Annotated in this window: 26 protein-coding genes, 1 pseudogene and 1 riboswitch; of the genes and pseudogenes, 9 read left to right on the forward strand and 18 right to left on the reverse strand. The window is 71.2% G+C overall.

Going from position 1 to position 26,137, the window contains the following annotated elements; translation table 11 throughout:
* Window positions 1–75: 75 nt before the first annotated feature.
* From OG286_RS14485 to OG286_RS14520, 8 genes and pseudogenes are all read right to left on the reverse strand, one after another.
* Window positions 76–633: a Uma2 family endonuclease gene (locus OG286_RS14485; protein ID WP_396320936.1), complete on the reverse strand. Its 558-nt coding sequence runs from the start codon at window positions 631–633 to the stop codon at window positions 76–78.
* The gene (locus OG286_RS14490) at window positions 620–1,144 is read right to left on the reverse strand and encodes an NUDIX hydrolase (protein ID WP_396320935.1); all 525 of its coding nucleotides are present in this window, start codon (window positions 1,142–1,144) and stop codon (window positions 620–622) included. The genes OG286_RS14485 and OG286_RS14490 overlap by 14 nt, the downstream gene beginning before the upstream one ends.
* Entirely contained in the window at window positions 1,141–2,022 is an 882-nt protein-coding gene (locus OG286_RS14495) for a hypothetical protein (protein WP_396320934.1), read from the reverse strand. The genes OG286_RS14490 and OG286_RS14495 overlap by 4 nt, the downstream gene beginning before the upstream one ends.
* 338 nt (window positions 2,023–2,360) lie before the next feature.
* Window positions 2,361–2,909, reverse strand: a complete 549-nt coding sequence (locus tag OG286_RS14500; RefSeq protein ID WP_396320933.1) for an NUDIX hydrolase — start codon at window positions 2,907–2,909, stop codon at window positions 2,361–2,363.
* 128 nt (window positions 2,910–3,037) lie between these two features.
* Window positions 3,038–3,595 carry a flavoprotein gene (locus OG286_RS14505; RefSeq protein ID WP_396320932.1) on the reverse strand — a complete coding sequence of 186 codons (558 nt, stop codon included), beginning with the start codon at window positions 3,593–3,595 and terminating at the stop codon, window positions 3,038–3,040.
* A 32-nt stretch (window positions 3,596–3,627) separates the two neighbouring features.
* Complete coding sequence (locus OG286_RS14510) at window positions 3,628–4,161, reverse strand: GNAT family N-acetyltransferase (protein ID WP_396320931.1); 534 nt, start codon at window positions 4,159–4,161, stop codon at window positions 3,628–3,630.
* Window positions 4,158–4,675 (reverse strand): annotated as a pseudogene (locus OG286_RS14515) (NUDIX domain-containing protein). Before OG286_RS14515 ends, OG286_RS14510 begins: the two are co-directional and overlap by 4 nt.
* An 86-nt stretch (window positions 4,676–4,761) precedes the next feature.
* Complete coding sequence (locus OG286_RS14520) at window positions 4,762–5,229, reverse strand: NUDIX hydrolase (protein ID WP_396320963.1); 468 nt, start codon at window positions 5,227–5,229, stop codon at window positions 4,762–4,764.
* A gap of 93 nt (window positions 5,230–5,322) precedes the next feature.
* On the opposite strand from OG286_RS14520, the gene OG286_RS14525 reads away from it, so the two are divergent.
* The 3 genes from OG286_RS14525 to OG286_RS14535 all read left to right on the forward strand — a co-directional run bounded on the left by OG286_RS14525 (window position 5,323) and on the right by OG286_RS14535 (window position 6,731).
* A complete protein-coding gene (locus OG286_RS14525) occupies window positions 5,323–5,763 on the forward strand; it encodes a hypothetical protein (protein WP_405365332.1) in 441 nt (146 codons plus the stop codon).
* Between the two features lie 267 nt (window positions 5,764–6,030).
* On the forward strand, window positions 6,031–6,306 hold the full coding sequence (locus OG286_RS14530) for a hypothetical protein (RefSeq protein WP_396320926.1): 276 nt from the start codon (window positions 6,031–6,033) through the stop codon (window positions 6,304–6,306).
* On the forward strand, window positions 6,303–6,731 hold the full coding sequence (locus tag OG286_RS14535) for a PIN domain-containing protein (protein WP_396320925.1): 429 nt from the start codon (window positions 6,303–6,305) through the stop codon (window positions 6,729–6,731). The genes OG286_RS14530 and OG286_RS14535 overlap by 4 nt, the downstream gene beginning before the upstream one ends.
* A 52-nt stretch (window positions 6,732–6,783) precedes the next feature.
* Here the strand turns inward: OG286_RS14535 and mnmA are convergent, their stop codons facing one another.
* Both mnmA and OG286_RS14545 read right to left on the reverse strand, forming a co-directional pair.
* Entirely contained in the window at window positions 6,784–7,920 is a 1,137-nt protein-coding gene (gene mnmA, locus OG286_RS14540; protein ID WP_396320924.1) for a tRNA 2-thiouridine(34) synthase MnmA, read from the reverse strand.
* Window positions 7,921–7,965: 45 nt separating this feature from the next.
* Entirely contained in the window at window positions 7,966–9,153 is a 1,188-nt protein-coding gene (locus OG286_RS14545; protein ID WP_405361404.1) for a cysteine desulfurase family protein, read from the reverse strand.
* A gap of 244 nt (window positions 9,154–9,397) precedes the next feature.
* Between OG286_RS14545 and OG286_RS14550 the strand changes: the two genes are divergently transcribed.
* Window positions 9,398–10,153 carry an IclR family transcriptional regulator gene (locus tag OG286_RS14550; RefSeq protein ID WP_405361402.1) on the forward strand — a complete coding sequence of 252 codons (756 nt, stop codon included), beginning with the start codon at window positions 9,398–9,400 and terminating at the stop codon, window positions 10,151–10,153.
* Here OG286_RS14550 and OG286_RS14555 read toward each other — a convergent pair.
* From OG286_RS14555 to OG286_RS14590, 8 genes are all read right to left on the reverse strand, one after another.
* Window positions 10,089–10,748: a trimeric intracellular cation channel family protein gene (locus tag OG286_RS14555; RefSeq protein ID WP_396320921.1), complete on the reverse strand. Its 660-nt coding sequence runs from the start codon at window positions 10,746–10,748 to the stop codon at window positions 10,089–10,091. The two genes, OG286_RS14550 and OG286_RS14555, sit on opposite strands and share 65 nt — an antisense overlap.
* 182 nt (window positions 10,749–10,930) lie before the next feature.
* Window positions 10,931–11,995, reverse strand: coding sequence for an ABC transporter ATP-binding protein (locus OG286_RS14560; protein ID WP_396320920.1), 1,065 nt, complete (start codon window positions 11,993–11,995; stop codon window positions 10,931–10,933).
* Window positions 11,996–12,029: 34 nt separating this feature from the next.
* Window positions 12,030–13,097 carry an ABC transporter ATP-binding protein gene (locus tag OG286_RS14565; protein WP_396320919.1) on the reverse strand — a complete coding sequence of 356 codons (1,068 nt, stop codon included), beginning with the start codon at window positions 13,095–13,097 and terminating at the stop codon, window positions 12,030–12,032.
* Complete coding sequence (locus OG286_RS14570) at window positions 13,094–14,104, reverse strand: ABC transporter permease (RefSeq protein WP_396320918.1); 1,011 nt, start codon at window positions 14,102–14,104, stop codon at window positions 13,094–13,096. The genes OG286_RS14565 and OG286_RS14570 overlap by 4 nt, the downstream gene beginning before the upstream one ends.
* A 98-nt stretch (window positions 14,105–14,202) precedes the next feature.
* Complete coding sequence (locus OG286_RS14575; RefSeq protein ID WP_396320917.1) at window positions 14,203–15,972, reverse strand: ABC transporter substrate-binding protein; 1,770 nt, start codon at window positions 15,970–15,972, stop codon at window positions 14,203–14,205.
* Between the two features lie 54 nt (window positions 15,973–16,026).
* A complete protein-coding gene (locus OG286_RS14580) occupies window positions 16,027–17,016 on the reverse strand; it encodes an ABC transporter permease (RefSeq protein ID WP_396320916.1) in 990 nt (329 codons plus the stop codon).
* A gap of 455 nt (window positions 17,017–17,471) precedes the next feature.
* On the reverse strand, window positions 17,472–18,410 hold the full coding sequence (locus tag OG286_RS14585; protein WP_396320915.1) for an enhanced serine sensitivity protein SseB C-terminal domain-containing protein: 939 nt from the start codon (window positions 18,408–18,410) through the stop codon (window positions 17,472–17,474).
* Between the two features lie 179 nt (window positions 18,411–18,589).
* On the reverse strand, window positions 18,590–19,393 hold the full coding sequence (locus OG286_RS14590; protein ID WP_396320914.1) for an enhanced serine sensitivity protein SseB: 804 nt from the start codon (window positions 19,391–19,393) through the stop codon (window positions 18,590–18,592).
* 149 nt (window positions 19,394–19,542) lie between these two features.
* A riboswitch (glycine riboswitch) is annotated at window positions 19,543–19,649 on the forward strand.
* A gap of 232 nt (window positions 19,650–19,881) precedes the next feature.
* On the opposite strand from OG286_RS14590, the gene gcvT reads away from it, so the two are divergent.
* The 5 genes from gcvT (at window position 19,882) to OG286_RS14615 (ending at window position 26,095) form a co-directional block, all read left to right on the forward strand.
* A complete protein-coding gene (gene gcvT, locus OG286_RS14595; RefSeq protein WP_396320913.1) occupies window positions 19,882–21,003 on the forward strand; it encodes a glycine cleavage system aminomethyltransferase GcvT in 1,122 nt (373 codons plus the stop codon).
* Window positions 21,004–21,079: 76 nt separating this feature from the next.
* Entirely contained in the window at window positions 21,080–21,457 is a 378-nt protein-coding gene (gene gcvH, locus OG286_RS14600) for a glycine cleavage system protein GcvH (protein ID WP_396320912.1), read from the forward strand.
* A 120-nt stretch (window positions 21,458–21,577) separates the two neighbouring features.
* Window positions 21,578–22,846, forward strand: a complete 1,269-nt coding sequence (glyA, locus tag OG286_RS14605) for a serine hydroxymethyltransferase (protein ID WP_396320911.1) — start codon at window positions 21,578–21,580, stop codon at window positions 22,844–22,846.
* Between the two features lie 145 nt (window positions 22,847–22,991).
* Window positions 22,992–24,359, forward strand: coding sequence for an L-serine ammonia-lyase (locus tag OG286_RS14610; RefSeq protein ID WP_396320910.1), 1,368 nt, complete (start codon window positions 22,992–22,994; stop codon window positions 24,357–24,359).
* A gap of 407 nt (window positions 24,360–24,766) precedes the next feature.
* Entirely contained in the window at window positions 24,767–26,095 is a 1,329-nt protein-coding gene (locus tag OG286_RS14615; protein ID WP_405365334.1) for a helix-turn-helix domain-containing protein, read from the forward strand.
* The last annotated feature ends 42 nt before the right edge of the window (window positions 26,096–26,137 follow it).

Genomic DNA, 26,137 nt, shown 5'->3' on the forward strand with positions numbered 1-26,137 from the left:
GTGCTGTCCGGTCTATCACGACCCGGGGATCCTCCTCACTGGCATTACGCACCGCCGCCGAACAGGTGCCCGGGGTCAGTCCTTGTACGGGACGAGCTTCGACAGGCTCAGCGAGAAGCCGAAGGGCTCCGGGATGCCGATCGCATCGCCGAACTTCCGGTCGCTGCGGGTGTGGTACCGGTCGTGGTTCGGCTCGGAGAACAGCGTCACCGTCTGCTGCCGCGGGTCCACGATCAGATACAGCGGGATGCGCATCACGGCGTAGTCGTGCAGCTTGTCCATCCAGTCGTTCCCCGGATTGGACGGCGAGACGATCTCCACGGCGATCAGGGCCTCCTCGGCAGGGGCCTGGTTGCCCGGCCGGGAGAGGACGTCCACCGGAAGGTAGGTCAGGTCCGGTTCGCGTCCCATGGAGACATCCGGGCTGACGATTTCGCTCCGCTCGCTGGGGAGGTAGCCGTCGGGGGCGTGCTGCTCGAACTGCCGGCGCACCTGCGCGACGTTGAGCTGATGGATGTTCGACGGCGACGCCTGCATGATCAGCGTGTCTCCCGACCATTCGATCCGGACGCCTTCCGGGGCGATCCGCTCCAGCTCCTCGACGAAGTCGCGGTGCTGCTCATAGAAGGTCATGTCGTCCTCTCCGGAGGGTGCTCGGCCATCGTCCACACTTGCTCATTCGCAACTGCAAGCCAAGCACGTGCCGACCGTCGTGGGTACGGATGCTCGGCGCGGCGTCGTCCTCCCGGAGAGCGTCCAGCAGCCGCACGGCGTACACCTCGGCCATCCGCTCGGACACCTCGGCGGGCGTGAGCCAGTCGACCGCGGTCGACTCGGCCGAGAGCTGCTCGGCCCCGCCCTCGGGGCAGCAGCGGAAGACCAGGGCGACGATGCCACGACTGGTGTTCTTGTACACCCCGGTCAGCCGGTCGACTGCGACCTTGATCCCCGTCTCCTCGTAGACCTCACGCCGCACCCCGTCCTCGATGGACTCGAACAACTCCAGCACCCCACCCGGCGGCTCCCAGGTGCCGTTGTCGGCCCGGCGGATCGCCAGCGCCCGGCCGTCCGCACGGACGACGACCCCCGCAACGGACACCGAGTGGAGCGGCGTTGACTGGGGCTTCCCGGAGTCGTTGCTCATGCGCAGGAGGACAGGAGCCCTCGCCCCTCGTGGGCATGTCGGTCCGAGAGGACACACAGGACGGCGACCAGACCGGCGGCGAGACGGTCCGCAGGGGTGGCGTCGGAGGCGTCCTCCGGTCGGTGGGACGCCAGGCGGGCGGCGAGCCACCCCGGGGACGCCCATCCGGCCTGGACGGCCATGGTGGTGACCCGGCGCAGCAGGTCGTCCTCCGGGACGGCCCGGGCGGGCTCCTGGAGGTCGTGCGGCAGGTGCTCGGTCATCCGCTCCCAGCCCGTGCGGTCGGACGGCGGCAGCGGTACCGGCGTGGGCTCTTCGCCCCCGCGCGGAGTGGTAGCTGTCACCACAACAGCAACCATCTGCTCTACCTGGTAAGGGACTTCCTGGTTCCGTCCGCACGTGCGGAGCTTCGAGCCTTCACGTGCGGACCGGTCTGACTCCGCACGTGCGGATTTCCGCTCCCCGCAACGCGGTTGCGGCAACACCGCACGTGCGGACTTCACCGACTCCGCACGTGCGGGCTTACCGGCGTCGCGGCGGAGCAGCTCCTGCTTGACGCGCCGGGCGTCGGCGCGCAGGACGGCGAGGGCGGCGTCCCAGCCGGGGACGCCGCCCAGGGGCATGGTGACTGCGTAGCCGCGCACCCGGGTGCCGGAGGGACCGTGGACGAGGGCCATGACCCCGGCGGCCTCGGCGGCACGGTAGAAGCCGGGGACGGAGTCCTTGGAGACCCGGCAGGCGCGGGAGAACCAGAGGTTGGACGGCGGGCAGTGGAGGTTGGTCCCGTCCGCGTCGGCCTTCTGCGCGGCGTGCATGAGGAAGAGGACGAAGGACGGCCCGAGGGACTTCCAGGGCCCGCCGGTCGGGACGCTCTGCATCCACTGCCCGACCCGACCCGGAACTCGTTCGCGGGCGGGGTGCCGGTGGGACGGGCGAGGGCGAGAGCCTCAGTCGTGACGACGTGCACGTTCAGCCTTTCGTGGCCGATGTGCGAGCCGGAAGACAGCACGGCTGGCATACTGGCCAAGTTCGATGGACGCGTGCGCCGGAACCGCCAAGTTGTAGGCGTACGCGTGGAAATGGCCACCGCCCGACTGGGCGGTGGCCATTGCAGTTTATGCCACGAGAGCAGCACATTTGACGGACAGTCATAGATTCACTGCGGTGGGTGCTCGCGCGCGGGCTACTCGCCGGGCGAGGTGGGCTCTCCGCGCCATCAGGCTTTGCCGCAAGCGATCCGGTACGGCCCGAGGTAGAAGGAGAGAGCGGCGTGCGACGGGCCGTCCGGGACGCCCCCGCTGGTCAGAAGCCTCACAACCTCGGCCTCCGGCAGCCACTCCACCCGCGTCGCTTCGGACGCGTCGGCCGGCTCGCCGATCCTCGTGCAGCCGGTGACATGGAAGGCGGTGAAGTGCATGGTCGAGATGCCGGCGAGAGCGTCGTACTCGGTGAGCGGCTCCACGCACCCCGGCCGCCAGCCGGTCTCCTCCTCGACCTCGCGCGCGATCGCCTCGGCGAGCTCCTCGCCGGCGTCCACCCACCCGGCCGGGACCTCCCAGCCCCATCGACCCGTGATGAACCGATGCCGGTAGAGCAGCAGGAACTCGCCGGCTTCGTTGGTGACGACCGAGGTCACCGACGGCTTGGGCATACGAATAACGTGGTGGTCGACCCGGCCGACACCCGGGATGTCGACGTCGTCGAGCCACACTTGGACCCACGGGGAGTCGTAGACCCGCCGTCGACCGTACGACGTCCACTCCACCCCTTGTCCTCCTCAAAGCACGTGCGAGCCGGTGCTCCGACTGTCTCACGCGCCCCGCGAGCTCTCGTACCGGACCGGAGGAAGCCTTCTGCTCCCGGCGGCCTGCTCCGCGAGCAGGCCGCCGGATGTCATGGGTGCTGTTGCTCGGTAATGCGGCGCGCCACTGGGCGGAGCAGGTCGAGGACGTGGGTCCAGCTGTACTTGTCGCGGCCGCCGCCGGACTTGGGCTTGTGGGGGACGTAGTCGCCGATCAGGATGCCCATCGAGCGGAGTCGGGTCAGGCTCTCCTCGTAGGCCGGGTGGGCGGCCTGGGCGGAGTTGACGTACGGCTGGACAGCCACTGGGATGCCGAGCCCGTACGCCTCACAGAGGATGCCGAGCGCGAGAGTGTCGGAGATGCCGGCGGCCCACTTGTTGATGGTGTTGAAGGTGGCAGGGGCGACCGCGATGGCGTCGGCCGGGGGCAGCGGCTGCGGGATGCTCGGGGTGCGCCAGGTCGAGCGGATCGGATAGCCGGTCTGGGCTTCGATGGCTTCCTGGTCTATGAAGCCCAGGGAGCTCGGGGTCGCAATCACACCGACCCTCCAGCCCTCGGCCTGGGCAGCGGCGATCAGTTCGCCCACTCCGTCCGCGATACCCGAAGCGCACACGACGATGTACAGAAACTGCTCGCGATGCTCGGTCAATCCCAAACTCCCAACTCGACGCGGGCACCAGATCAGACGAGGTCGAGGACCATCACATCGTGCCGGGCCGCGCCCTCCCACGGGATCGCCGCGCCGACCCGCCGGTAGCCCCAGGCGCGATACGACGCCTGGGCCGCGATGGCCTCCGGCCGGCTGTTCAGCATCACCCGGGCGTTGTCGAGGCCCTCTACGAGGACACGATGTATCCGGGTTGCAACGCCTCGACGGCGCCACGTCGGCCGGACCGCCAACTCGAAGAGACCGAACGTACGTTTCCCGTCCTCGCGCCTGAGATCGTCGGGGACGGGATCAGTCAAGGTGTCCCACCACCCGGTGTCTGCCGACAGCGGGTAGCCGTACGCCATGCCCACAACGAGGTCGCCGTCGAAGGCGACAGCAGCCCGGAAGCCACGCCGGCAGACCTGCGAGCGAAACCGGCGGAATGCCCGTTCCACGTCGGCCGGCCCCTCCGCGTACGGCTGCTCCGCGAACGCCTCCGCAAGGACCTCCTTCAACTGCCCCTCAAGATCTGGTGTTTGCTCGCCATCCAGGAGGTGAACCGTCACTGCCCCCACACCTCCGCCCCGTCACGCAGGTACAGGGTGCTGCCGTCAGCGAGCGCCTTGACGGCAGCGCGCAGCCGGATCCGCTGGCGAATGCGCAGCCGGTCTGCGACCTCCGATGCGGGGAGGAACAGGGCCTCGGACAGTTCATCGTCGTGCGGGCGCACCCGCGCTGCCAGCTCAGGTGCAAGGGTGCCCGCGTCGAAGATGAACGCCATCTGGTCGTCCCACGGGCCGTGCGGCGCGACCCAGTCCACGACCAGCAGGCGGCGGATGGTGATCTCCAGGGCCAGTTCCTCACGCAGTTCCCGCACCGCTGCGTCGTCCGGCGGCTCATTGGCTTCTGCCATCCCCCGGGTAGGTCCCAACCCTCCTTGTAGGTCGGGTTGACGGTCAGGATGCGACCAGCCTGGTCACGTAGGATGACGTCCGCCGAGACGCGCTTCCGTGCCTGTCGCGCATTGCCCTCGGCGAGGTAGGTGTTCCAGGCGTCGGTGTCGGTGGGTGCGGGCCTCACGTTGAACCTCCCCGAGACGACGGGATGATGTCGGCGAGCAGGGTTGAAGCTAGGTACCCGCTCCGGATTCGCACCCAGCCAACGACCTACTCGCCCAGCAGGCACCGGCCGTCGTGAGAGCGGACACTCGGCGCCGAGTCGTGCCGGAGCGCATCCAGGAGGCGCACTGCGTAGACCTCGGCCATGCGGTCGGACACCTCGGCTGGCGTGAGCCAGTCGATCGCGGTCGACTCGTCCGAGAGTCGCTCGGCCCCTCCCTCGGGGTGACAGCGGAAGACCAAGGCGACAATTCCGCGGTTGATGTTCTTGTAGATGCCGGTCAGCCGCTCAACGCTGACCTTGATCCCGGTCTCCTCATAGATCTCGCGCCGTACACCGTCCTCGACCGTCTCCGTCAGCTCCAGCACACCGCCCGGCGGCTCCCACGTGCCGTTGTCCGCGCGGCAAATTGCCAGCACCCGGCCGTCCTCCCGCACCACCGCCCCCGCGACGGACACCGAGTGGAGCGGCGTTGACTGGGACTTCCCGGCGCTGTTACTCATGTGCAGGAGAATAGGAGCCCTGAAAGACTATGGCGAGTGGTGAGGTGGCCTCCTCGGCCCAGGCGAACCAGCGCGAGCGGCAGGTTCACCCGGAGTTCGGCGTTCATGCGGCTGCGCGAGCAGCGCACGCACCGGCCGCCCTTCGAGGACTACCTGCACGGGCAGGAGTGGCCGGCCGACGGGGTGAGGAGCATGACCACCCTCGCCCCTCCGGACACGGGAGGGTGGTTCGAGCAGTTCGTCATCGGGTCCGGCGTGCCCGGCGCGTTCTGGAGGGCGGAGCGCTACGAGAACGGCGCGTACACGCTGTGGCTCTACAGCCGCGACACCCTGTCGTGGGCCTCCGTCGACTACGCGCGGGGCCGCACGGAGTACGAGGTGTACCAGTCCGGCCCCCGCAAGCTGTGGGACGAGGTGGCCACCACGTACCGGTGGTGGGCCGACCAGGGCCGCCCCGGGTACGAGCGATTCGGCCTGACAGTCACCCCGGACGGGCAGTACGTCTGGCTGGACTCCCCGGACAACCCCATTCCGCAGCACGCGTGACACGCACTGGGGCCCGGCCGTCCGGTGCGGACGGCCGGGCCCATGGAACCGGACTACGCGTTGACCGCCGGGCGCTCGGTCGGGGCTGACGGACGTCGGCAGGCCGCAGTGGGTCTGGCCGGATGAGCCGACCGGGCTGATCCGGGCGCTCCCGCAGCCAGGGCGTCCAGGTCGGCTTCCTCAAGGGCTGGCTGACAGGGGAGGCCGATGAACTTTAGGCTGGACTGGTCTCACGGCCCAGCGGCCTGCACCGAGGAGGAGCCGACCATGAGCACTGCCCCGAATCTGCCGATTCCGCCGCGCCGCCCCGACGAACCGCATCCTCTGCGGACGATCCGGGAGATCCGGGAGTCCCTGCCCGCAGACCAGGTCGAGCATTTCGACGCCGAGCTCGCCGACACCGACATCGACGCTCTGCCTGCCATGCTCCACCGCTGGGCGACGCTCGGAGGTGATGGGTTTGTCGAACGATTGCTGTCGATCCCGTTCGAAGGACTGGACTTCGGGGAGCGCTCCTACGACGACGCGGCAGACGGCGAATGATCTACCTGCTCGACACCAACGTGGTCGCCGAGATCACCACCCGACCGAAGCCGGCTCCGGCCGTCGTCGCTTGGGCCCGATCGGTCCCGGCACCTGCGCTCTACCTGAGTGTGATCACCGTCGCGGAGATCGAGGCAGGAATCGCTGCGGCACCCGACCCGCTGCGGCGGGCTGGGTTCGAGCGGGCGCTTGAGGGCCTTCGGAGTGAGTACCGAGACCGGATTGCTGCCGTCGGCGAGCGGGAGGCACTTGCGTACCTTGCCGTCCACCGACGGCTCAAGAGCACCGGAACGAGTATCGACCCGCCGGACGCACTGATCGCTGCGACCGCCATCGCCAACGGTTGGACGGTGGTGAGCCGCAACATCAAGCACCTGGCCCGTACAGGAGCACTCACGCTCAACCCGTGGGACTACGAGGCGTAGAGGCCCGACGGACGGCTGGGCGGCATCCGCCCAGCCCGCCCGTGTCGCCCGACTACGCGTTGACCGCCGGGCGCTCCGTCGTCGCGATGGTGGCGGAGCCGACGACGCGGGTGCCGTCGTACAGGACGACCGCCTGGCCGGGGGCGATGCCGCGAACCGCGGAATCGAGCTGGACCCGCAGCTCGCCGTCGATCACCGAAGCCGAGACCGGGACCTCCTCGCCGTGGGCACGGAGTTGGGCGGTGTAGCGGCCGTCCGTTGCCGGGGAGTCGCCGCACCAGCGGGGGCGGATGGCGGTGAGCGCGGTGACGTCCAGACCCTCGACCGGGCCGACCGTCACGGTGTTGTTCACCGGGGAGATGTCGAGGACGTAGCGCGGCTTGCCGTCCGCCGCCGGGCGGCCGATCCGCAGGCCCTTGCGCTGGCCGATGGTGAAGCCGTAGGCGCCGTCGTGCTCGCCGAGCTTGGTGCCGTCGGCGTCGAGGATGTCGCCGGTGGCGGTGCCGAGGTGCTTGGCCAGGAAGCCCTGGGTGTCGCCGTCGGCGATGAAGCAGATGTCGTGGCTGTCCGGCTTCTTCGCGACGGCGAGGCCGCGGCGCTCCGCCTCCTCCCGGATGACGTCCTTGGTGGTGTCACCGAGCGGGAAGAGCGAGTGGGCGAGCTGGTCGGCGTCGAGCACACCGAGGACGTACGACTGGTCCTTGGCGGCGTCCACGGCGCGGTGGAGCTGGCGCTCACCGGACGGCAGGTCGACGATCCGGGCGTAGTGGCCGGTGCAGACGGCGTCGAAGCCGAGGGCGATCGCCTTGTCGAGCAGCGCCGCGAACTTGATCTTCTCGTTGCAGCGCAGGCACGGGTTGGGGGTGCGGCCGGCGGCGTACTCGGCGACGAAGTCGTCGATGACGTCCTCGCGGAACCGCTCGGCGAGGTCCCACACGTAGAAGGGGATGCCGATGACGTCGGCGGCGCGGCGGGCGTCGCGGGAGTCCTCGATGGTGCAGCAGCCGCGGGCGCCGGTGCGGAAGGACTGCGGGTTGGCCGACAGGGCCAGGTGCACGCCGGTCACCTCGTGGCCCGCTTCGGCGGCGCGGGCGGCGGCGACGGCGGAGTCCACCCCTCCGGACATCGCCGCGAGCACACGCAGGCGGCCAGTGGACGGGGCGGTCGGGGCACCGGGGAAGTCAGTCATGATGCCAACAAGAGTACGTGAGCCGCACCGGCGCCCGACCGGGATCTACCGGGCCCGGGCCGCCGCCGCGAGCCCCGCGTTGCGGGCCCGCTGGACGGCCGGGGCGATGGCCCCGGCCAGGGCGGAGACGTCCTCCCGGCTCGACGTGTGGCCCAGCGAGAAGCGGAGCGACGCGCGGGCCAGCAGCGGGTCGACGCCCATCGCCAGCAGGACGTGGCTGGGCTGCGGGACGCCGGCGGAGCAGGCCGAGCCGGTGGAGCACTCGATGCCCTGGGCGTCGAGCAGCATCAGCAGCGCGTCGCCCTCGCAGCCGGGGAAGGAGAAGTGCGCGTTGGCGGGCAGCCTGCCCTCGGTGACCGGGTCGCCGTTGAGGATCGCGTCGGGGACGGCGGCCAGCACCGAGGCGACCAGTTCGTCGCGGAGCGCACCCAGCACGACGGCGTGCTCGGCCCGCCGCTCGACCGCCAGGGCCGCCGCGGCCGCGAAGCCGGCGGCGGCGGGCGCGTCCAGCGTGCCGGAGCGGACGTCACGCTCCTGGCCGCCGCCGTGCAGCAGCGGGACGGGGGTGGCGCCGCGCGAGAGCAGCAGGGCGCCGATGCCGTAGGGGCCGCCGATCTTGTGGCCGGTGACGGTGAGCGCGGTGAGCCCGGACTCGGCGAAGGAAACCGGGACCTGGCCGAGCGCCTGGACGGCGTCGGCGTGCATCGGGATGCCGTACTCGGCGGCCACGGCGGCGAGTTCGACGACGGGCTGGACGGTGCCGACCTCGTTGTTGGCCCACATCACGGTGACCAGCGCCACGGAGGCCGGGTCGCGTTCGATCGCCTCGCGCAGTGCGGCCGGGTGCACCCGGCCGAGGCCGTCCACCGGCAGGTACTCGACGGTGGCGCCCTCGTGTTCGGAGAGCCAGTGCACGGCGTCCAGCACGGCGTGGTGCTCGACGGGGCTGCTGAGCACCCTGGTCCGGACCGGGTCGGCGTCGCGGCGGGCCCAGTAGAGGCCCTTGACGGCGAGGTTGTCGGACTCGGTGCCGCCGCCGGTGAGGACGATCTCGCTGGGGCGGGCGCCCAGCGACTCGGCGAGCGACTCGCGGGCCTCCTCGACGACGCGGCGGGCCCGGCGGCCGGAGGCGTGCAGGGAGGAGGCGTTGCCGACGACGCCGAGGTGTGCCGTCATCGCGGCGATCGCCTCGGGCAGCATCGGCGTGGTCGCCGCATGGTCCAGGTATGGCATAACCACACGATTGTAGTGGGCCCTTACGCCCTGCTCGGGCCACCGGTGCAATCCGGCCACCCCGACCCGACCCGACCACGGAGCCCCGCCCGCCGGACGCCAGCGTCCGGGGCCGGTTTGGCCGCCCGCCGGGGCGAGCGGTTAGCCTGACGGCCCACGCAGGAGAGGCCCACGTGCAGAAGAGGCCCACCGCACACGAGGCCGCACGAGAGACGGGGCCGCACGGGACAGGACTGGGGGCGGGATGTCGCAGTCGGTCGATCGCGCGCTGACCCTTCTCGGATCCCTCGGCGACGGCCCGGTGACCCTCGAACAGGCCGCGAACAGCATCGGCGTGCACAAGTCCACCGCGCTGCGGCTGCTGCGCACGCTGGAAGAACACGGCTTCGTCCACCGCCAGTCCGACCGGCGCTACCGGCTCGGCGGCCGGCTCCTGTCGCTCGCCCACCGGGCGCTGGAGGAGATCGACGTCCGGCAGGTCGCGGCGCCCTACCTGGCCGCTCTCAACCGGCGCTTCGGCGTGACCGTCCAGCTCGCCGTCCTTCAGGACGGCGAGGTGCTCTACCTGGACGAGGTGGCCGGCCGCTGGCACCCGGGGGCCGGCCGGGCGTCCCGGATCGGGCGGCGGGCCCCGGCGGCCGGCACCGCGATCGGCCGGGTGCTGCTGGCCGGACTGCCCGAGGACGGTGTCCGCGAGGACGAGCTGCCGGCCGATCTGGCCAAGGTCCGCCGCCAGGGCTGGGCGGCGGAGTCGGCCGAGCACCGGGAGCCGGTGGCCTGTCTGGCCGCGCCGGTGGCGGGCAGTGCCGGGCGGCCGGTGGCCGCCTGCGCGGTGAGCGCCCCGACGTACGAGATGGCCCCGTTCGAGCTGGTCCGGCTGCTGCCGGAGCTGCTCTGCACGGCCGAGGCGATCTCGCTGGCGTACGGGGGTTCGCCTACTCCTCGCTGGTGCGAGAACCGTTGCGGTGCCAGGCCCGCGGCGCACGCCAGCCGTACTTGAGGGCGAGCATCCTGAGCACGAAGGCGGTCAGCGCGGCGGCCGTGCCGGTGAACGCGGTGAGCCGGTCGAGGCCGATCAGCACCACCACCAGCGCGGAACCGACCAGCGCCGGGACGGCGTAGATCTCCCGGTCCCAGCGGAGCAGCGAGGGGATCTCCCCGGCCAGCACGTCGCGCATCACGCCGCCGCCGGCGGCCGTCACCATGCCGAGCGCGACGGCGGCCACCGCGCCGAGGCCGTAGTCGTGGGCCTTGGCCGTGCCGGTGACGCAGAACAGGCCGAGGCCGAGCGCGTCGAGGGTCTGGACGGCGCGGTTGATCCGCTCGACCTCGGGGTGCAGGAAGAACACGACCAGACCGGCGATCAGCGGGGTGACGAAGTACCCGAGGTTGGTGAAGGCGGCTACCGGCGTGGCCCCGATGACAAGGTCGCGCATCACCCCGCCGCCGAGGGCGGTGACCTCCGCCAGCACACAGATCCCGAAGATGTCCATGTTCTTGCGGACGGCGAGCAGCCCTCCGGAGAGGGCGAAGGCGAAGATGCCGATCAGGTCCAGCGACTGCTGGACGTCGGAGGGGAAGATCTGCGAGGTCACCGGACAACTATGGACCAGCGGAACCCTCCCCTCCGCATCGCGTCAGGCGGAGGGGGCGGACGTCACGCCGAGGCGGGCGCTCTGCCGGCGGCCCCGGACGGCGCGCTCTCCGGACGCCGCCGGCCGCTCCCCTCGCCCGCTCGGGAGCCCGCCGGCCGTTCCCCCACTCCGCTCGGACCCCGCTAGTCGTTCCCCTCACTCCGCTCGGGGAAGTGACACGCCACCTGGTGCCCGGTCTTGAGCGCGGCCAGCGGCGGCTCCTGGGTGGCGCAGATCTCCTGGGCCTTCCAGCAGCGGGTGCGGAACCGGCAGCCGGACGGCGGGTTGATCGGGGACGGCACGTCGCCCTTGAGCAGGATCCGCTCGCGCCCGCCCTGCTGCCGGCGGCGCGGGTCGGGCACCGGGACGGCGGACATCAGCGCGTTGGTGTACGGGTGCATCGGGCTCGCGTAGAGCGAGTCCCGGTCGGCGATCTCGACGATCTTGCCGAGGTACATCACGGCGACCCGGTCGGAGACGTGCCGGACCACCGAGAGGTCGTGCGCGATGATCAGGTAGGTCAGGCCGAGCTCGCGCTGGAGGTCGTCCAGCAGGTTGACCACCTGCGCCTGGATGGAGACGTCGAGCGCGGAGACCGGCTCGTCGGCGACGACCATCTTGGGCCGCAGGGCGAGCGCCCGGGCGATGCCGATGCGCTGGCGCTGGCCGCCGGAGAACTCGTGCGGGTACCGGTTGTAGTGCTCGGGGCTGAGCCCGCACAGCTCCAGCAGCTCCTGGACGGCCTTCTTGACCCCGCCGGCCGGTTCGGCCTTCTGCAGCCTGAACGGTGCGCCGACGATGGTGCCGACGGTGTGCCGGGGGTTCAGCGAGGAGTACGGGTCCTGGAAGATCATCTGGATGTCGCGGCGCAGCGGCCGCATCGCACCCGTGCCCAGGTGGGTGATGTCGGTGCCCTCGAACTCGATCTTCCCGCCGGTGGGTTCGTCGAGCCGGGTGACGAGCCGCCCCATGGTCGACTTGCCGCAGCCGGACTCGCCGACCACGCCGAGGGTCTCCCCCGCATTGACGGTGAAGTCGATGCCGTCGACGGCCCGCACCGCACCGGTCTGGCGGCGCAACAGCCCGCCGTGGATCGGGAAGTGCCGCGTCAGTCCGGTCACCCGGAGCAGCGGCTCGCGGTCGGGAGCGGGCGAGGGCGCCGGCACCTTGTTCGAAGGCGAGGGGGCTGCCGCCTGAGTCTCCGTCATCGGTTCTCTCCAGAATGGTGGTACGAGGCCGGGCTCACAGCCGGGGCGCGATCTCTTCGGTGAAGATGCGGTGCCGGTCGGCGGTGGCGAGGTGGCAGGCCGCGTGGTGCCCGGGCGCTGCCTCGGTCAGCACGGGGGTCTCACTGGCGGATCGGCCGTCGGTCAGCGCGGCGTACGGGCAGCGCGGGTGGAAGGCACAGCCGGTGGGCACGTTGATCAGGCTGGGCGGGGTGCCCTTGACCGGGACGAGCCGCTCCTGGAGCTCGCGGTCGAGGCGCGGCATCGAGCCCAGCAGGCCCCAGGTGTAGGGGTGTTCGGGCGCGTCGAAGAGGGTGTCGGCGGGACCGCGCTCGACGCACTTGCCGCCGTACATGACCAGGATGTCGTCGGCGAGTTCGGCGACCACCCCGAGGTCGTGGGTGATGATGATGACGGCCGAGCCGAACTCCTGCTGGAGGTCGCGGATGAGGTCCAGGATCTGCGCCTGGACGGTGACGTCCAGGGCGGTGGTGGGCTCGTCGGCGATCAGCAGCGAGGGGTCGTTGACCAGTGCCATGGCGATCATGGCGCGCTGGCGCATGCCGCCGGAGAACTGGTGCGGGTAGTCGTCGACGCGGCGGTCGGGCTGCGGGATGCCGACCCGGTCGAGCATCTCGACCGCGCGGGCCCGGGCCTGCTTCTTGGTGGCCTGCGGGTGGTGCACCCGGTAGGCCTCCACGATCTGCGCCCCGACCGTGTAGTACGGGTGCATCGCGGTCAGCGGATCCTGGAAGATCATCGCCATCTCGCGGCCGCGCAGCTGCCGGACCCGCTCGGGGCCGGCCGCGATCAGGTCCTCGCCGTCGAGGCGGATCTCACCGCTGATCCGGGCCCGCTTGGAGCGGTGCAGGCCCATGATGCCGAGCGAGGTGACGGACTTGCCGGAGCCGGACTCGCCGACGATGCCGAGGGTCCGGCCCTTGTGCAGGTCGAAGCTGACCCCGTCGACCGAGCGGACCAGGCCGTCGTCGGTGTCGAAGTGGATCCGCAGGTCCCGGACGGAGAGGAACGGGTCCCCTGTCGGGGCGGCCACGGGCGCCGGGGTCTTCTGGAGCTCGGTCACGACAGCCTCACCCGGGGGTCGACAGCGGCGTACAGGAGGTCAACCACGAGGTTGCAGAGAACGATGAAGAAGGCTGCGAGCAGGGTGACGCCGAGGATCTTCGGCAGGTCGTTGTCGGCGATCGCGGAGACCGCGAAGGCGCCGACGCCCTGGAGCGAGAAGACCTGCTCGGTGATGAGCGCACCGCCGAGCAGCAGGCCGAGGTCCATGCCGAAGATGGTGACGACCGGGGTGAGCGCGGAGCGCAGTCCGTGCTTGACGACGACCTTGCGCTCGACCAGGCCCTTGGCCCGGGCGGTGCGGATGTAGTCCTCGCTCATCGTCTCCAGCATTCCGGCGCGGGTGAGCCGGGCGTAGAGCGCGGAGTAGAGGAAGGCCAGCGAGATCCAGGGGAGGATCAGGTTGCGGGCCCACATCAGCGGGTCGTCGGTGAAGTTGACGTACTGCAGGTTGTCCAGGATCGGCCACTCGTAGCTGAAGAGCGTGAGCAGCAGCGCGCCGGTGAAGAAGACGGGCAGCGAGACGCCGGCCAGGGCGATGCCCATGGAGAGCCGGTCGAAGATCGAGCGCGGCTTGAGCGCGGAGATGACGCCGGTGGTGACGCCGGAGACCAGCCAGAGCACGGCCGCACCGACGGCCAGCGACAGCGTGATCGGGATGCGCTTGGTCAGCTCGGGCCAGACCTCCAGGTGGTTCTTGAAGGAGTAGCCGAAGCAGGGCACGTGGCAGGTGGCCGCGTCCGGGCCGAACTTGTACTCGGCCCCGGTGACCAGCGCCTTGAGGAAGCGCCCGTACTGGACGTAGATCGGCTGGTCGAAGCCGAGGTTCTTCTTGACCGCCGCGACCGCTTCGGGGGACGGGTTCTTCCCGATGTACTGCGTGGCCAGCTGGTCGGTCGTCTCGCCGGCCAGGCGCGGCAGCAGGAAGAAGATCGCGAAGGTGACCGCGCTGACCACCAGCAGCAGCACCACGGCCGCGAGCGTCCTGCGGAGGATGTAGGCAAACACAGTTGGGCGGCTCCGGCGGCCCGCCGCCGTCCGGGATCTTCCGGACGGCGGCGGGCGCCGCTGCCTTCACCTGCCTTCAGGGATGCGGAGCCAGGCTCTTACTTGGTCGTACCGATGTTCAGGTAGTCGTACTCACCCGAGAAGGCCGAGGTGGAGACGACGTTGGTGGCGGTGTCCGAGCGGTACAGGAACACCTTGAAGTAGGTCAGCGGGACGTAGACCGCGCTCTCCATGACCTTCTTGTCGATCTCCGCGTAGATCTTCTCGCGGGCCGCCTTGTCGGTGTTGACCGCGGCGTCGTCGATCAGCTTGTTGATCGCGGGGTCGTTCAGCGAGGCCAGGTTGTTGTTGCCGGCCTCCTTGATGGCGCGGCCGTCGACGATCTGCTGCAGGAAGCCGTAGCCGGTCGGCCAGTCGGCACCCCACTGCATCATCATCAGGCCGATGTTCTTCTCCTTGTTCTTCGCCGGCACGCCGACGTTGTCGGAGAGGTACTTGCCCTGCGGGAACTGCTGGATCTCGGCGTTGATGCCGACCTTCTTCAGCGCGGCCTGGATCGAGGTCGCGGCGGCGATCTCGGTGGCGCGCTCGGTGCGGGCGCTGAGCACGGTGGAGAAGCCGTCCGGCTTGCCGCAGGCCTTGAGGGCCTCCTTGGCCTTGGCCTCGTCGCCCTTGTTGTCCTTGGTCTCGTACAGGTTGATGTCCTGGTGGCCCGGGATGTCCGCCGGGAGCACCGAGTTGGCGATCTGGCCGCGGATCGGGCCGCCGATCGCGGTCTGCACCGAGACCTTGTCGATCGCGTACTGGACGGCCTTGCGGCAGTCGACGTTGTCGAACGGCGCGACGTGGCTGTCGATCGCGGTGTAGACCAGGCGGCCGCCGTACGCGTTGTCGGTCTTGGCCTTGAGCTTCGGGTTCTGCAGGATCTGCGCCTGGGTCTGCGGGTCGACGCCGCCGCCGACGAGGTCCACCTGGGCGTTGCCGGCCAGCAGGTCCTTGTCGATGGTGGACTGCTCGATGTTCATCTTGAGCACGATCTTGTCCGCGAGCTGCTTGCGGATCGTGTCGCTGCCCTGGTCCCAGCTGGTGTTCGGCACCAGCGTGAGCTGCTTGCCGTCCTCGTAGGACTCGAACTTGTAGGAGCCCGAGGCGAGCGGGTGCTTGACGTAGTCGGCGCCCTTGTCCTTGTCCTTCGGGACGGGGACGGTCTGCGGGGCGGAGACCAGGTAGTCGAAGTCCGCGAAGGCGTGCTTCAGGTGGAAGACGACGGTCTGGTCGTCCGGCGTCTCGATCGACTTCAGGTCACCCGACGGGTCCTTGTAGGGGCCCTCGTACGGGGTCGGGTTGTCGACCAGCAGCTCCTTGAAGTACGTCGGGCCGTTGGAGAACACGTCCGGCGCGAAGTTGGAGCGCTCCACCGCGTACTTGACGTCCTTGGACGTGATCGCGCTGCCGTCCTCGTACTTCAGGCCGGCGCGCAGCTTGTACGTCCAGGTCAGGCCGTCCGCGCTGGGCTGGCCCATGGACTCGGCGAGGTCCGGGACGAGCTTGTTGCCCTCGTCACCGGGGCCAGGCGCGAAGGTGGTCAGCGGACGCCCGTACAGGCGCGAGAAGTTGTAGATGTAGGCGTAGTACGTGTTGCCCGGGTCCAGGGAGTCCGGGGTGCCCTTCATCTCGTAGGTGACCGTCCCGCCCTTCTTGTCCGAGGCGTTGACGACCCCCTTGGTGGCCGCGTCGGCGCCGCCGCCGGAGGCGGCGGAGGACGAGTTGCTGTCCCCGCTCTTGGAGGAACCGGAGGAACATCCGGTGACGACCAGGACAGCGGCGGCGGCCACTGCGGTCAGCGCGACGGTACGGGACCTACGCATGGTGGGATCAACCCCTTGAGGAGTGGTGGCGGATCGGAGGGTCCTGACCGGAGGTCAGTTGCTCTTGGGATCGAGGGCGTCACGCAGCCCGTCGCCGAGCAGGTTGAAGGCGAGCACCGTGAGGAAGATCGCCATACCGGGGACCACCATGTACTGGGGGTCCACCTGGTAGTACTTGATCGCGTCGTTGAGCATCCCGCCCCAGGAGGCCTGCGGGGCCTGGATGCCGACACCGAGGAAGCTGAGGCCCGCCTCGAAGAGGATGTTGGTCGGGATCAGCAGGGTCGAGTAGACCAGGATCGGACCGACCAGGTTGGGCAGCAGCTCCTTGAACAGGATGAACGGCCCGCGGGCGCCCAGGCTGCGGGCGGCGTAGACGAACTCGCGCTCACGCAGCGAGAGGGTCTGGCCGCGCACGATCCGGCCCATGTAGGGCCAGTTGAAGAAGCCGATCACGAAGATCAGCACGATGATGTGCAGCGGGAGGCCGTGCAGGCCGAACGCGCCGCCCTGGAGCGAGGCGGAGATCGCGATGGCGAAGAGCAGCAGCGGGAAGGCGAGGAAGACGTCCATCACCCGGCTGATCAGGTTGTCGACCCAGCCGCCGTAGTAACCGGCCATCACGCCGAGCACGGTGCCGATGGTGTTGGAGAGCAGGGTCGCCCCGAAGGCGACGAGCAGCGAGACCCAGGAGCCCTCGATGACGCGGGCGAGCAGGTCACGGCCCTGGAGCGGGTCCACGCCGAGCGGGTGGTCCGCGCTCATGCCGCCCCAGTCCCCGAACGGCAGGCCGCCGAGGTTGGCGTCCAGGAGGTCCTGGTTGAGCGCGTCGGGGTCCAGGCCGAAGACCGACTCGATCGGCTTGGCCAGCACAGCGAGCAGGATGAGCAGGATCACCACGACGCCGCCGGCGACGGCGGCCTTGTCCCGCTTGAAGCGGGTCCAGGCGATCTGGCCGAGCGAGCGGCCCTCGATCTTCTTGGCCGGGCTCGCGGCGGCGTCTGCCTCCGGAGTGTTCCCGGCGGTCTTGATGGGTGCGGTCATGGTCAGTTCGGTCCCCTCGCCGACGGTGGCCGGCCCACGGGTGCCGGTCGCCGGGATCGGCGGTACGGCTGGTGCGGACGTGCGGAGGTACAGGGCGGTGTTCGCAGCGGTACGACGTGCGGTACTGCGTGCTCGGGTACTGCTGCCGCGCGGGATGGGCATCGCGTGGATCAAGCTGTCCGCCTGCGCGTTCGCCTTTGTGAGGCGCCAACCACGCGCGGTGCGTTTGCAGAACTCTCTGCCATCCGAACTGGCTTGCGCCAGCCCTGACAACCGACAGATGCCCAACTGTGATCTGCGGACATGCGTCTCCCGATCTTCGGCATATCGGTCTTCACACAGCTGTAACAGTCATGTCAAGATGCCTGCCAGCGCGAACGGGAAGTTCGTCCGGAAAACACCGAAACCGGTCCGACGGATCGTCAGACCGGTTTCGTTGATCGGCGTTTACCGCGTCAGCGGGTGGGGTAGCCGGGCCACGGCTGCTGCGGTGGCGGCTGGCCCTGCCAGCCCGGGCCGGGCGGCTGGGTGCCGTAGCCGTACCCCGGCCCCGCCTGCGAGGCGTACGGCGGCGGAGGCACCGGCGGGTAGGGCCCGGTCGGCGGCCGGCCCTGGCCGCCCGCCTCGCGGTCGTAGAACGGCCGGGCGTTGGCCCGCATCCAGAGCGCCACGGGGTCGTACTCGTCCCCCATCGCCACCGTGGAGACGGCCAGCCCCTCCGGTGCGACCGCGATCGCCCGCTGCATCAGCGCCCGGACGGCCTCCACGGTGGGCGGCGAACTCTCGTACAGCTCAAGACCGATGGCCAGGTACGGTTCGCCCACGGAGGGCTGCACCCAGGCCCGGCGCAACGCCTTGACCGCCCGCACCTCGCCCGCCTGGCGCTCCAGCAGCGCGAAGAACTGCTGGGCCGGCACCTGCGGTTCACTCAGCTTCAGCGGCCCGGCCGGCAGCCGGTCCAGGCCGGCCGCGATCCGCCGGAGGTCCGCCCAGGGCACGCCGACCCCGCCGCCGGGGGCGTGCGGATTCAGCCAGAGGCCCCAGCGCGTCCGGTACAGCGAGGCGGCGATCTCGCGCCCCGAGATCACCTCGTGCGCCCGCGCCCAGCCGGACGCCGCAAGCTGCTCGGGCGAGGTGACCGCCGGCGCGTAGCCGTGGCCGCTGATCTCCATGTTCCCGTACTGGGCATCCGGGCTGCCCGGCGTCCCGTGCCAGAGCAGCATCAGCACCTGGCCCTCGGCCAGGGCGTGCAGCAGCGCCTCGTACGCCTCCCAGCGTTCCGGCGCGACCTCGCGCAGCGCGTGCTCCAGCGCTCTCGGATCCGCGCCGGGGCGCCCGGCGGGTGCCTGGCCCCAGGGCCCCGGTGCACCGCCCGCTACCGCTCCCGCACTCATGCGCCCACCTCGCTGCGCCTCTTCTTCTCTCACCTGCCGCCGGCCCGACGGGTGTCTGCACGCACCCTATGGGGCGCCACCGACCACCGCCACGCCGACGTGCCTGCCGTGGGCCCCTCCGGCCCGATGGCGGGCTGCCCGACGGCGGGCGGGGAGGGGCACGTCGCTTTCGCGGCGGGTCACATCCGTGTGTAGAACGGCTGGACCCGGTTGAGCAACCACTCGACCACGGGGTCCTCCGCGAGGTCGAGCAGCACGAGGTGGACGCCACCGGGCAACGGCGCGGTTCCCAGCGCCCGGCCGAGCGCCTCGTTCACGGCGGCCGGCTCGGCCGGGGCCAGCTGGTCCAGCTGGACGCCGACGAACATCACGGTGGGCTCGCCCTCGACACTGGCCAGCGCCCGCCGCGCGGTCACCACCCCGGGCAGCGCCGACAGTTCGTTCCGGCAGGCGGCCAGGAAGGCCTCCGGGTCCTCGCCCGGCACCGGCTCGCGCAGCGCCACCCGGCCGCCGGACGGCGCGTCCGGGCCCCCCGCGGCCTCCCAGCGGTCCTCGCGCGGCCCGCGCCGCAGCTCGGCCACGCCCTGCGGCGGCACCGGGATGCCGACCGGGGCCTCCGGGTTCACCGCGATGCCCACGCCCAGCGGCAGCCCGCGGGCGAACTCCCAGACCGGCGCGACGGCGAACGCCATCCCCGGCGCCTGCTGGAGGAACACCTCCTGCGAGGAGAAGACCGGCACGTACGGGTCGCCGGCCAGCTCGACGGTGGGCAGGTCCAGCGCCTGCCCCTGCGGATCGGCGCCGACCGGCAGCGGGATCCACACGCGGCTGCGGGCCAGCACCTCGAACACCCGCGGGGTCGCGCCCGGATCGCCGAGCGCGGCGGTGAGCACCTGCTCCAGCTCGTTGGCCGGCCATCCACCGCCGGGCGGCGCCGACTCCGCGCCGCCCCACCCCTGCTGCTGCTCCACCGGGTACCCCATGCGCCCCTTGTACCGCCTCACTGGCTCGTCGACGCGTGCAGCCTAGCGGGCCGTCCGGGGCCCCTCTCCCGCACGGGCGCCGGACGTGCCATGATGTGCGCGGCTCCGCGTTCTCGCACGGGCCGCCCCCTAACTCCATACCGGCCGCTCGAACCCGCGCGGGAGAGTCCGGAGTGCCGCCGACAGGCGGCCGAGCCGGCGCCGAAGGAGCAAGTCCTCCCCGGAATCTCTCAGGCACCCCTACCGCACGGATTAGGCACATCTGGAAAGCGGCGCACGGCCCGGTCGCGCGCCCACCCACGGTGCAAGCCGCCATGCTGTCCTGTTAGCTGTAAGAGCTGCGGGCCCGCGTGCGGTGAAGCTCTCAGGTACGACGACAGATGGGGAGACCCAGCCGCCGCATGCCCGCGCGCAGGCCAGGTCCCTCACCGAGCGGGACCGGTCCGGCGTGCGCACCCCTGAGTGCCCAGACCGAGGAGTTCCAGGCCATGTCGTCCCTCCGCCTCACCGCGCTCGACGCGCTGCACCGCGCCCTCGGCGCGACCATGACCGACTTCGCCGGCTGGGACATGCCGCTGCGATACGGCAGCGAGCGCGAGGAGCACCTCGCCGTCCGCACCAAGGCCGGTCTCTTCGACCTCTCCCACATGGGCGAGATCACCATCACCGGCCCGCAGGCCGGCGAGATGCTGGACCACGCGCTGGTCGGCTTCGTCTCCGCGCTGGGCGTCCTGCGCGCCCGCTACACCATGATCTGCGCCGAGGACGGCGGCATCCTGGACGACCTGATCGTCTACCGCCTGCGCGAGGACGCCTTCCTGGTCGTCGCCAACGCCTCCAACGCCCAGCTGGTCCTCGACGAGCTGATCGCCCGCGCCAAGGGCTACGACGCCGTCGTCACCGACGACCGCGACACCTACGCGCTGATCGCCGTCCAGGGCCCGGAGGCCACCGCGATCCTCACCGCCACCACCGACGCCGACCTGCCCGGCCTGAAGTACTACGCGATCCTCCCGGCCCAGGTGGCCGGCCGCGACGTGCTGCTCGCCCGCACCGGCTACACCGGCGAGGACGGCTTCGAGATCTTCTGCAACCCGGGCGACGCCGAGCAGATCTGGCAGGCGCTGACCGAGGCCGGCTCCGACCGCGGGCTCGTCCCCTGCGGCCTGTCCTGCCGCGACACGCTGCGCCTGGAGGCCGGCATGCCGCTGTACGGGCACGAGCTCTCCACCGACCTGACCCCGTTCGACGCCGGCCTCGGCCGGGTGGTCCGCTTCGACAAGACCACCAACGAGGGCGCGTTCGTCGGCCGCAAGGCGCTGGAGAAGGCCGCCGCCGAGGCCGAGGCCAACCCGCCGCGGGTGCTCGTCGGCCTGGTCTCCGAGGGCAAGCGGGTGCCGCGCGCCGAGTACACCGTGGTCTCCGCCGACGGCGCCCCGATCGGCCGGATCACCTCCGGCGCGCCCTCCCCCACCCTGGGCAAGCCGATCGCGATCGCCTACGTGGACGCGGCGCACGCCACCCCCGGCACCACCGTCGCCGTGGACGTGCGCGGCAAGCACGAGCCGGTCCAGGTCGTGGCGCTGCCCTTCTACAAGCGCGCCCGCTGACCGTTCGCCCTCCCGAGGCATGCCCGGCCGCCGGGCCGCTTCGTCGTACCCGCTTCCCATCCTGGAGAATGACGCCATGAGCAACCCCCAGCACCTGCAGTACACCAAGGAGCACGAGTGGCTGACCGCCGCCGAGGACGGTGTCTCCACGGTCGGCATCACCGCCCACGCGGCCGACGCCCTCGGTGACATCGTCTACGTGCAGCTGCCCGAGGTCGGCGAGACCGTGACCGCCGGTGAGACCTGTGGCGAGCTCGAGTCCACCAAGTCGGTCAGCGACCTGTACTCGCCGGTGACCGGTGAGATCACCGAGGTCAACCAGGACGTCCTGGACGACAACTCGCTGGTCAACAGCGCCCCCTTCGAGGGTGGCTGGCTGTTCAAGGTGCGCGTCGAGTCGACCGACGAGCTGCTGAGCGCCGCCGAGTACGACGCCCTCACCAACCCGGCCTGAGCCACCCGCCGGGGCGGCCGCAGCGCGGCGGCCGCCCCGCCCTCCCGTCGCCCGCCGCCACCCTTCCGAGGGCACGCCACGCGCGGCACCTCCTTCTCTCCTCTCCGGGAAGACCACACCATGACGGTTCTCAACCAGTCCCTGCACTCGCTCGACCCCGAGATCGCCGCCGCGGTCGACGCCGAGCTGCACCGCCAGCAGACCACCCTGGAAATGATCGCCTCCGAGAACTTCGCCCCGGTGGCGGTCATGGAGGCCCAGGGCTCGGTGCTGACCAACAAGTACGCCGAGGGCTACCCCGGCCGCCGCTACTACGGCGGCTGCGAGCACGTCGACGTGGTCGAGCAGATCGCGATCGACCGGATCAAGGCCCTGTTCGGCGCCGAGCACGCCAACGTCCAGCCGCACTCCGGCGCGCAGGCCAACGCCGCCGCGATGTTCGCGCTGATCCAGCCGGGTGACACCATCCTGGGCCTGAGCCTGGCCCACGGCGGTCACCTGACCCACGGCATGAAGATCAACTTCTCCGGCAAGCTCTACAACGTGGCCGCGTACCACGTCGACGACAAGACCGGCCAGGTCGACATGGCCGAGGTCGAGCGCCTTGCCAAGGAGCACCAGCCGAAGCTGATCATCGCCGGCTGGTCCGCCTACCCGCGCCAGCTCGACTTCGCCGAGTTCCGCCGCATCGCCGACGAGGTCGGCGCCCTGCTGATGGTCGACATGGCGCACTTCGCCGGTCTGGTCGCCGCGGGCCTGCACCCCAACCCGGTGCCGTACGCGGACGTGGTCACCACCACCACCCACAAGACCCTGGGCGGCCCGCGCGGCGGCGTCATCCTCTCCAAGGCCGAGTGGGCCAAGAAGATCAACTCCGCGGTCTTCCCCGGCCAGCAGGGCGGCCCGCTGGAGCACGTCATCGCCGGCAAGGCCGTCGCCTTCAAGGTCGCCGCCTCGGAGGAGTTCAAGGAGCGCCAGCAGCGCACCCTGGACGGCGCCCGGATCCTCGCCGAGCGCCTGCTCCAGGCCGACGTCGCCGAGGCCGGTGCCTCCGTACTCTCCGGCGGCACCGACGTCCACCTCGTCCTGGTCGACCTGCGCAACAGCCAGCTCGACGGCCAGCAGGCCGAGGACCGCCTCCACGAGGTCGGCATCACGGTCAACCGCAACGCCATCCCGAACGACCCGCGCCCGCCGATGGTCACCTCCGGCCTGCGGATCGGCACCCCGGCCCTCGCCACCCGCGGCTTCCAGGCCGAGGACTTCCGCGAGGTCGCCGACATCATCGCCGAGGCGCTGAAGCCCGCCTTCGACGAGACCGTCGCCGCCGCGCTGAAGGCCCGGGTCACCGCCCTCGCCGACAAGTACCCGCTGTACCCGAACCTGTAGTTCAGTCGTAGGTGACCGGCCTCACCCCGCCGGGCCACCTGGGATTCCGGGGCACCGCGCACACTGGACAGTGCGCGCGGTGCCCCGTTCCGTGCCGGCACCCCGCCTGCTTGTCCTTCCACGAGACCAGACAAGGACGTCCTCCGTGGCCATCAGCGTCTTCGACCTCTTCTCCATCGGCATCGGCCCGTCGAGCTCCCACACCGTCGGCCCGATGCGCGCCGCCCGGATGTTCGCCCGCCGCCTGAAGTCCGAGGGCCTGCTGACGGACGTGGCGAGCGTGCGCGCCGAGCTGTTCGGCTCGCTGGGCGCCACCGGCCACGGCCACGGCACCCCCAAGGCCGTCCTGCTGGGCCTGGAGAACAACTCCCCGCGCACCGTCGACGTCGACCAGGCCGACGCGGACGTCGAGCGGATCACCACCGAGAAGCGGCTCAACCTGCTCGGCAGCCACGCCATCGCCTTCGACCCCGACAGCCAGCTGATCCTGCACCGCCGCCGCTCGCTGCCGTACCACGCCAACGGCATGACCCTCTGGGCCTTCGCCGCCGACGGCTCCCCGCTGCTGGAGAAGACGTACTACTCGGTCGGCGGCGGCTTCGTCGTCGACGAGGACGCGATCGGCGCCGACCGGGTCAAGCCCGACGACACCGCGCTGAAGTACCCCTTCCGTACCGGCGACGAACTGCTCCGGCTCAGCAGGGAGACCGGCCTCTCCATCTCCGGCCTGATGCTGGAGAACGAGAAGGCCTGGCGGACGGAGGAGGAGATCCGGGCCGGCCTGCTGGAGATCTGGCGGGTCATGCAGGAGTGCGTCCGGGCCGGCATGTCCCGCGAGGGCATCCTCCCCGGCGGCCTCAAGGTGCGCCGCCGCGCCGCCTCCGGCGCCCGTGCCCTGCGCGCCGAGGGCATCGGCCCGGCCAACGCGATGGAGTGGGTGACCCTCTACGCGATGGCCGTCAACGAGGAGAACGCCTCCGGCCGCCGCGTCGTCACCGCGCCGACCAACGGCGCGGCCGGCATCATCCCCGCCGTCCTGCACTACTACCTGAACTTCATCCCCGGCGCCGACGAGGAGGGCATCGTCCGCTTCCTCCTCGCCGCCGGTGCGATCGGCATGCTCTTCAAGGAGAACGCCTCCATCTCCGGCGCCGAGGTCGGCTGCCAGGGCGAGGTCGGCTCCGCCTGCTCGATGGCGGCCGGCGGCCTCGCCGAGGTCCTCGGCGGCACCCCCGAGCAGGTCGAGAACGCCGCCGAGATCGGCATCGAGCACAACCTGGGCCTCACCTGCGACCCGGTCGGCGGCCTGGTCCAGATCCCGTGCATCGAGCGCAACGGCATGGCCTCAGTGAAGGCCGTCACCGCGGCCCGGATGGCCCTGCGCGGCGACGGCCGCCACCACGTCTCCCTCGACAAGGCGATCAAGACCATGAAGGAGACCGGCGCGGACATGAAGATCAAGTACAAGGAGACGTCCCGCGGCGGTCTCGCCGTCAACGTCATCGAGTGCTGATCCCGCCACGGTAGGCCCGAGCCCCCGGAACGCGACGACCGTTCCGGGGGCTCTGCCGTTTGCCGGTCACCACGCCGTTCACACGGCGGCCTGCCCGGCGGCGACCGCCGGCAGAACGGCGGCGGCGAACGGGATGCTCATGTGACGTCGCTTGGGCGTACGCATGTGGAGGGACTCGCTTTCGCTGGGGGATGACGGGCGGGAATCACTGCGGGACCACTGCTGAGGGGCGCTTGCGGCACCGCGCCGTCGAGGGACGGGCCACCACCGAACCGCAGACTGGCTCCCGGTCCGTCCCGGCCGCCAGCCCTGCCGGGCGGTTCGGGACGCCGGAACGCCGACAGGTACCGTGAGCTGCGGATTCGGGGGAGCCTGGAACGCCGTACCGGGACGAGGGGGATGCGAACATGAGCGTGGAGACCGAGGAATTCGCGGCGATGCTGCGCGAGCTGAAGGACCGCTCGGGCCGCAGTTACGGCACGCTCGCGGCCCGGCTGCACGTCAGCACCTCGACGCTGCACCGGTACTGCAACGGCGCCGCCGTCCCCAACGAGTACGCGCCGGTGGAGCGGCTCGCGCGGGTCTGCGGGGCGCGCGCCGACGAACTGGTCGAGCTGCACCGCCGCTGGATCCTGGCGGACGCGGCCCGCCGCCGGGAGCCGTCCGGCCCGCCCGCCCCCGCGGCCTGGCCCGCTCCCGAACCGGCCCGCGCGGCGTCCCCCGCGCCGGAGCCGGCACCGCACCCGGCCCCGGAAGCCGCGCCCGCGCCCGCGCCGGAACCGGAACCGGAACCGCAGTCTCAGCCTCGGCCTCAGCCGGCCGACGACCGGCGACGCCGTCGGCTGCCGGACACCCGGATCCTGCTGAGCGCCGCCGCCGTGGCCGTCGTCGCCGTGGCCGCGATCCCGGTCCTCGATCTGGCGGGCCGTACCGAGACCCCGCTCGCGAGCCGCCGGCCTCCGGCCGCCACCGCCTCCTCCCCCGCAGCCACTCCCCCGGCCACCGAGCCGGCGCCCGCCACCCCGGCCGCACCCGCCCCGACCGCCCCAACCACGGCCACCGCCACCGCCACCGCCACCGGGCCGGCCTCGTCGACGCCCGAGGACGATGCACCGCCCTTCCACGTCAACGTCCTGGCGGACAACTGGGGCAACCCCTGCGGCCAGTGGTTCCTGACGCCCCGCGCCCCGCGCGCCGTGGCCGCACCCCCTTCGAACCAGCGGACGGAGAGCTGGGCCGCCGACCAGCAGGCCCTCCCCGGCGGGCATCTGCGGCTGCAGCTGACGGCGCAGGGCGAGAACGCCAAGCCCGTCGTCCTGAGCGCCCTCTACGTGGAGGTGGTCAGCACCCGGCCGGCCCCGAAGGGGAACGCCTACACCCTGGGTTCCGGCTGCGGCGGCGAGATCACCCCGTCGGCCTTCGCCGTCGACCTGGACTCCGCGGCCCCGCGCCCGGTGCCCGTCCCGGCGCTGGAGGGCGCCGTCAAGGGCAGGACCTCGAACTTCCCCTACTCGGTGTCGGCCACCGATCCGCAGGTGCTGAACATCGACGCCCGCACCACATCCCAGGACGTCAGCTGGAACCTCGTCCTGGCCTGGAGCAGCGGCGACCGCCACGGCACCCTCCCCGTCAACGACCACGGCAAGCCCTTCCGCACCGTCGGCCTGAAGGGCGCGCCGGGGTACTTCTACAAGGACGAGCGCACCGGCTGGGCCCCCACCCCCGTCGTCGAGTGACCGGCTGATCAGCGGCTGTGCTGCCGCGGGCCCGGCCCTCCG

The organism is Kitasatospora sp. NBC_00039, from assembly GCF_045160625.1.
Lineage (GTDB): Bacteria > Actinomycetota > Actinomycetes > Streptomycetales > Streptomycetaceae > Kitasatospora.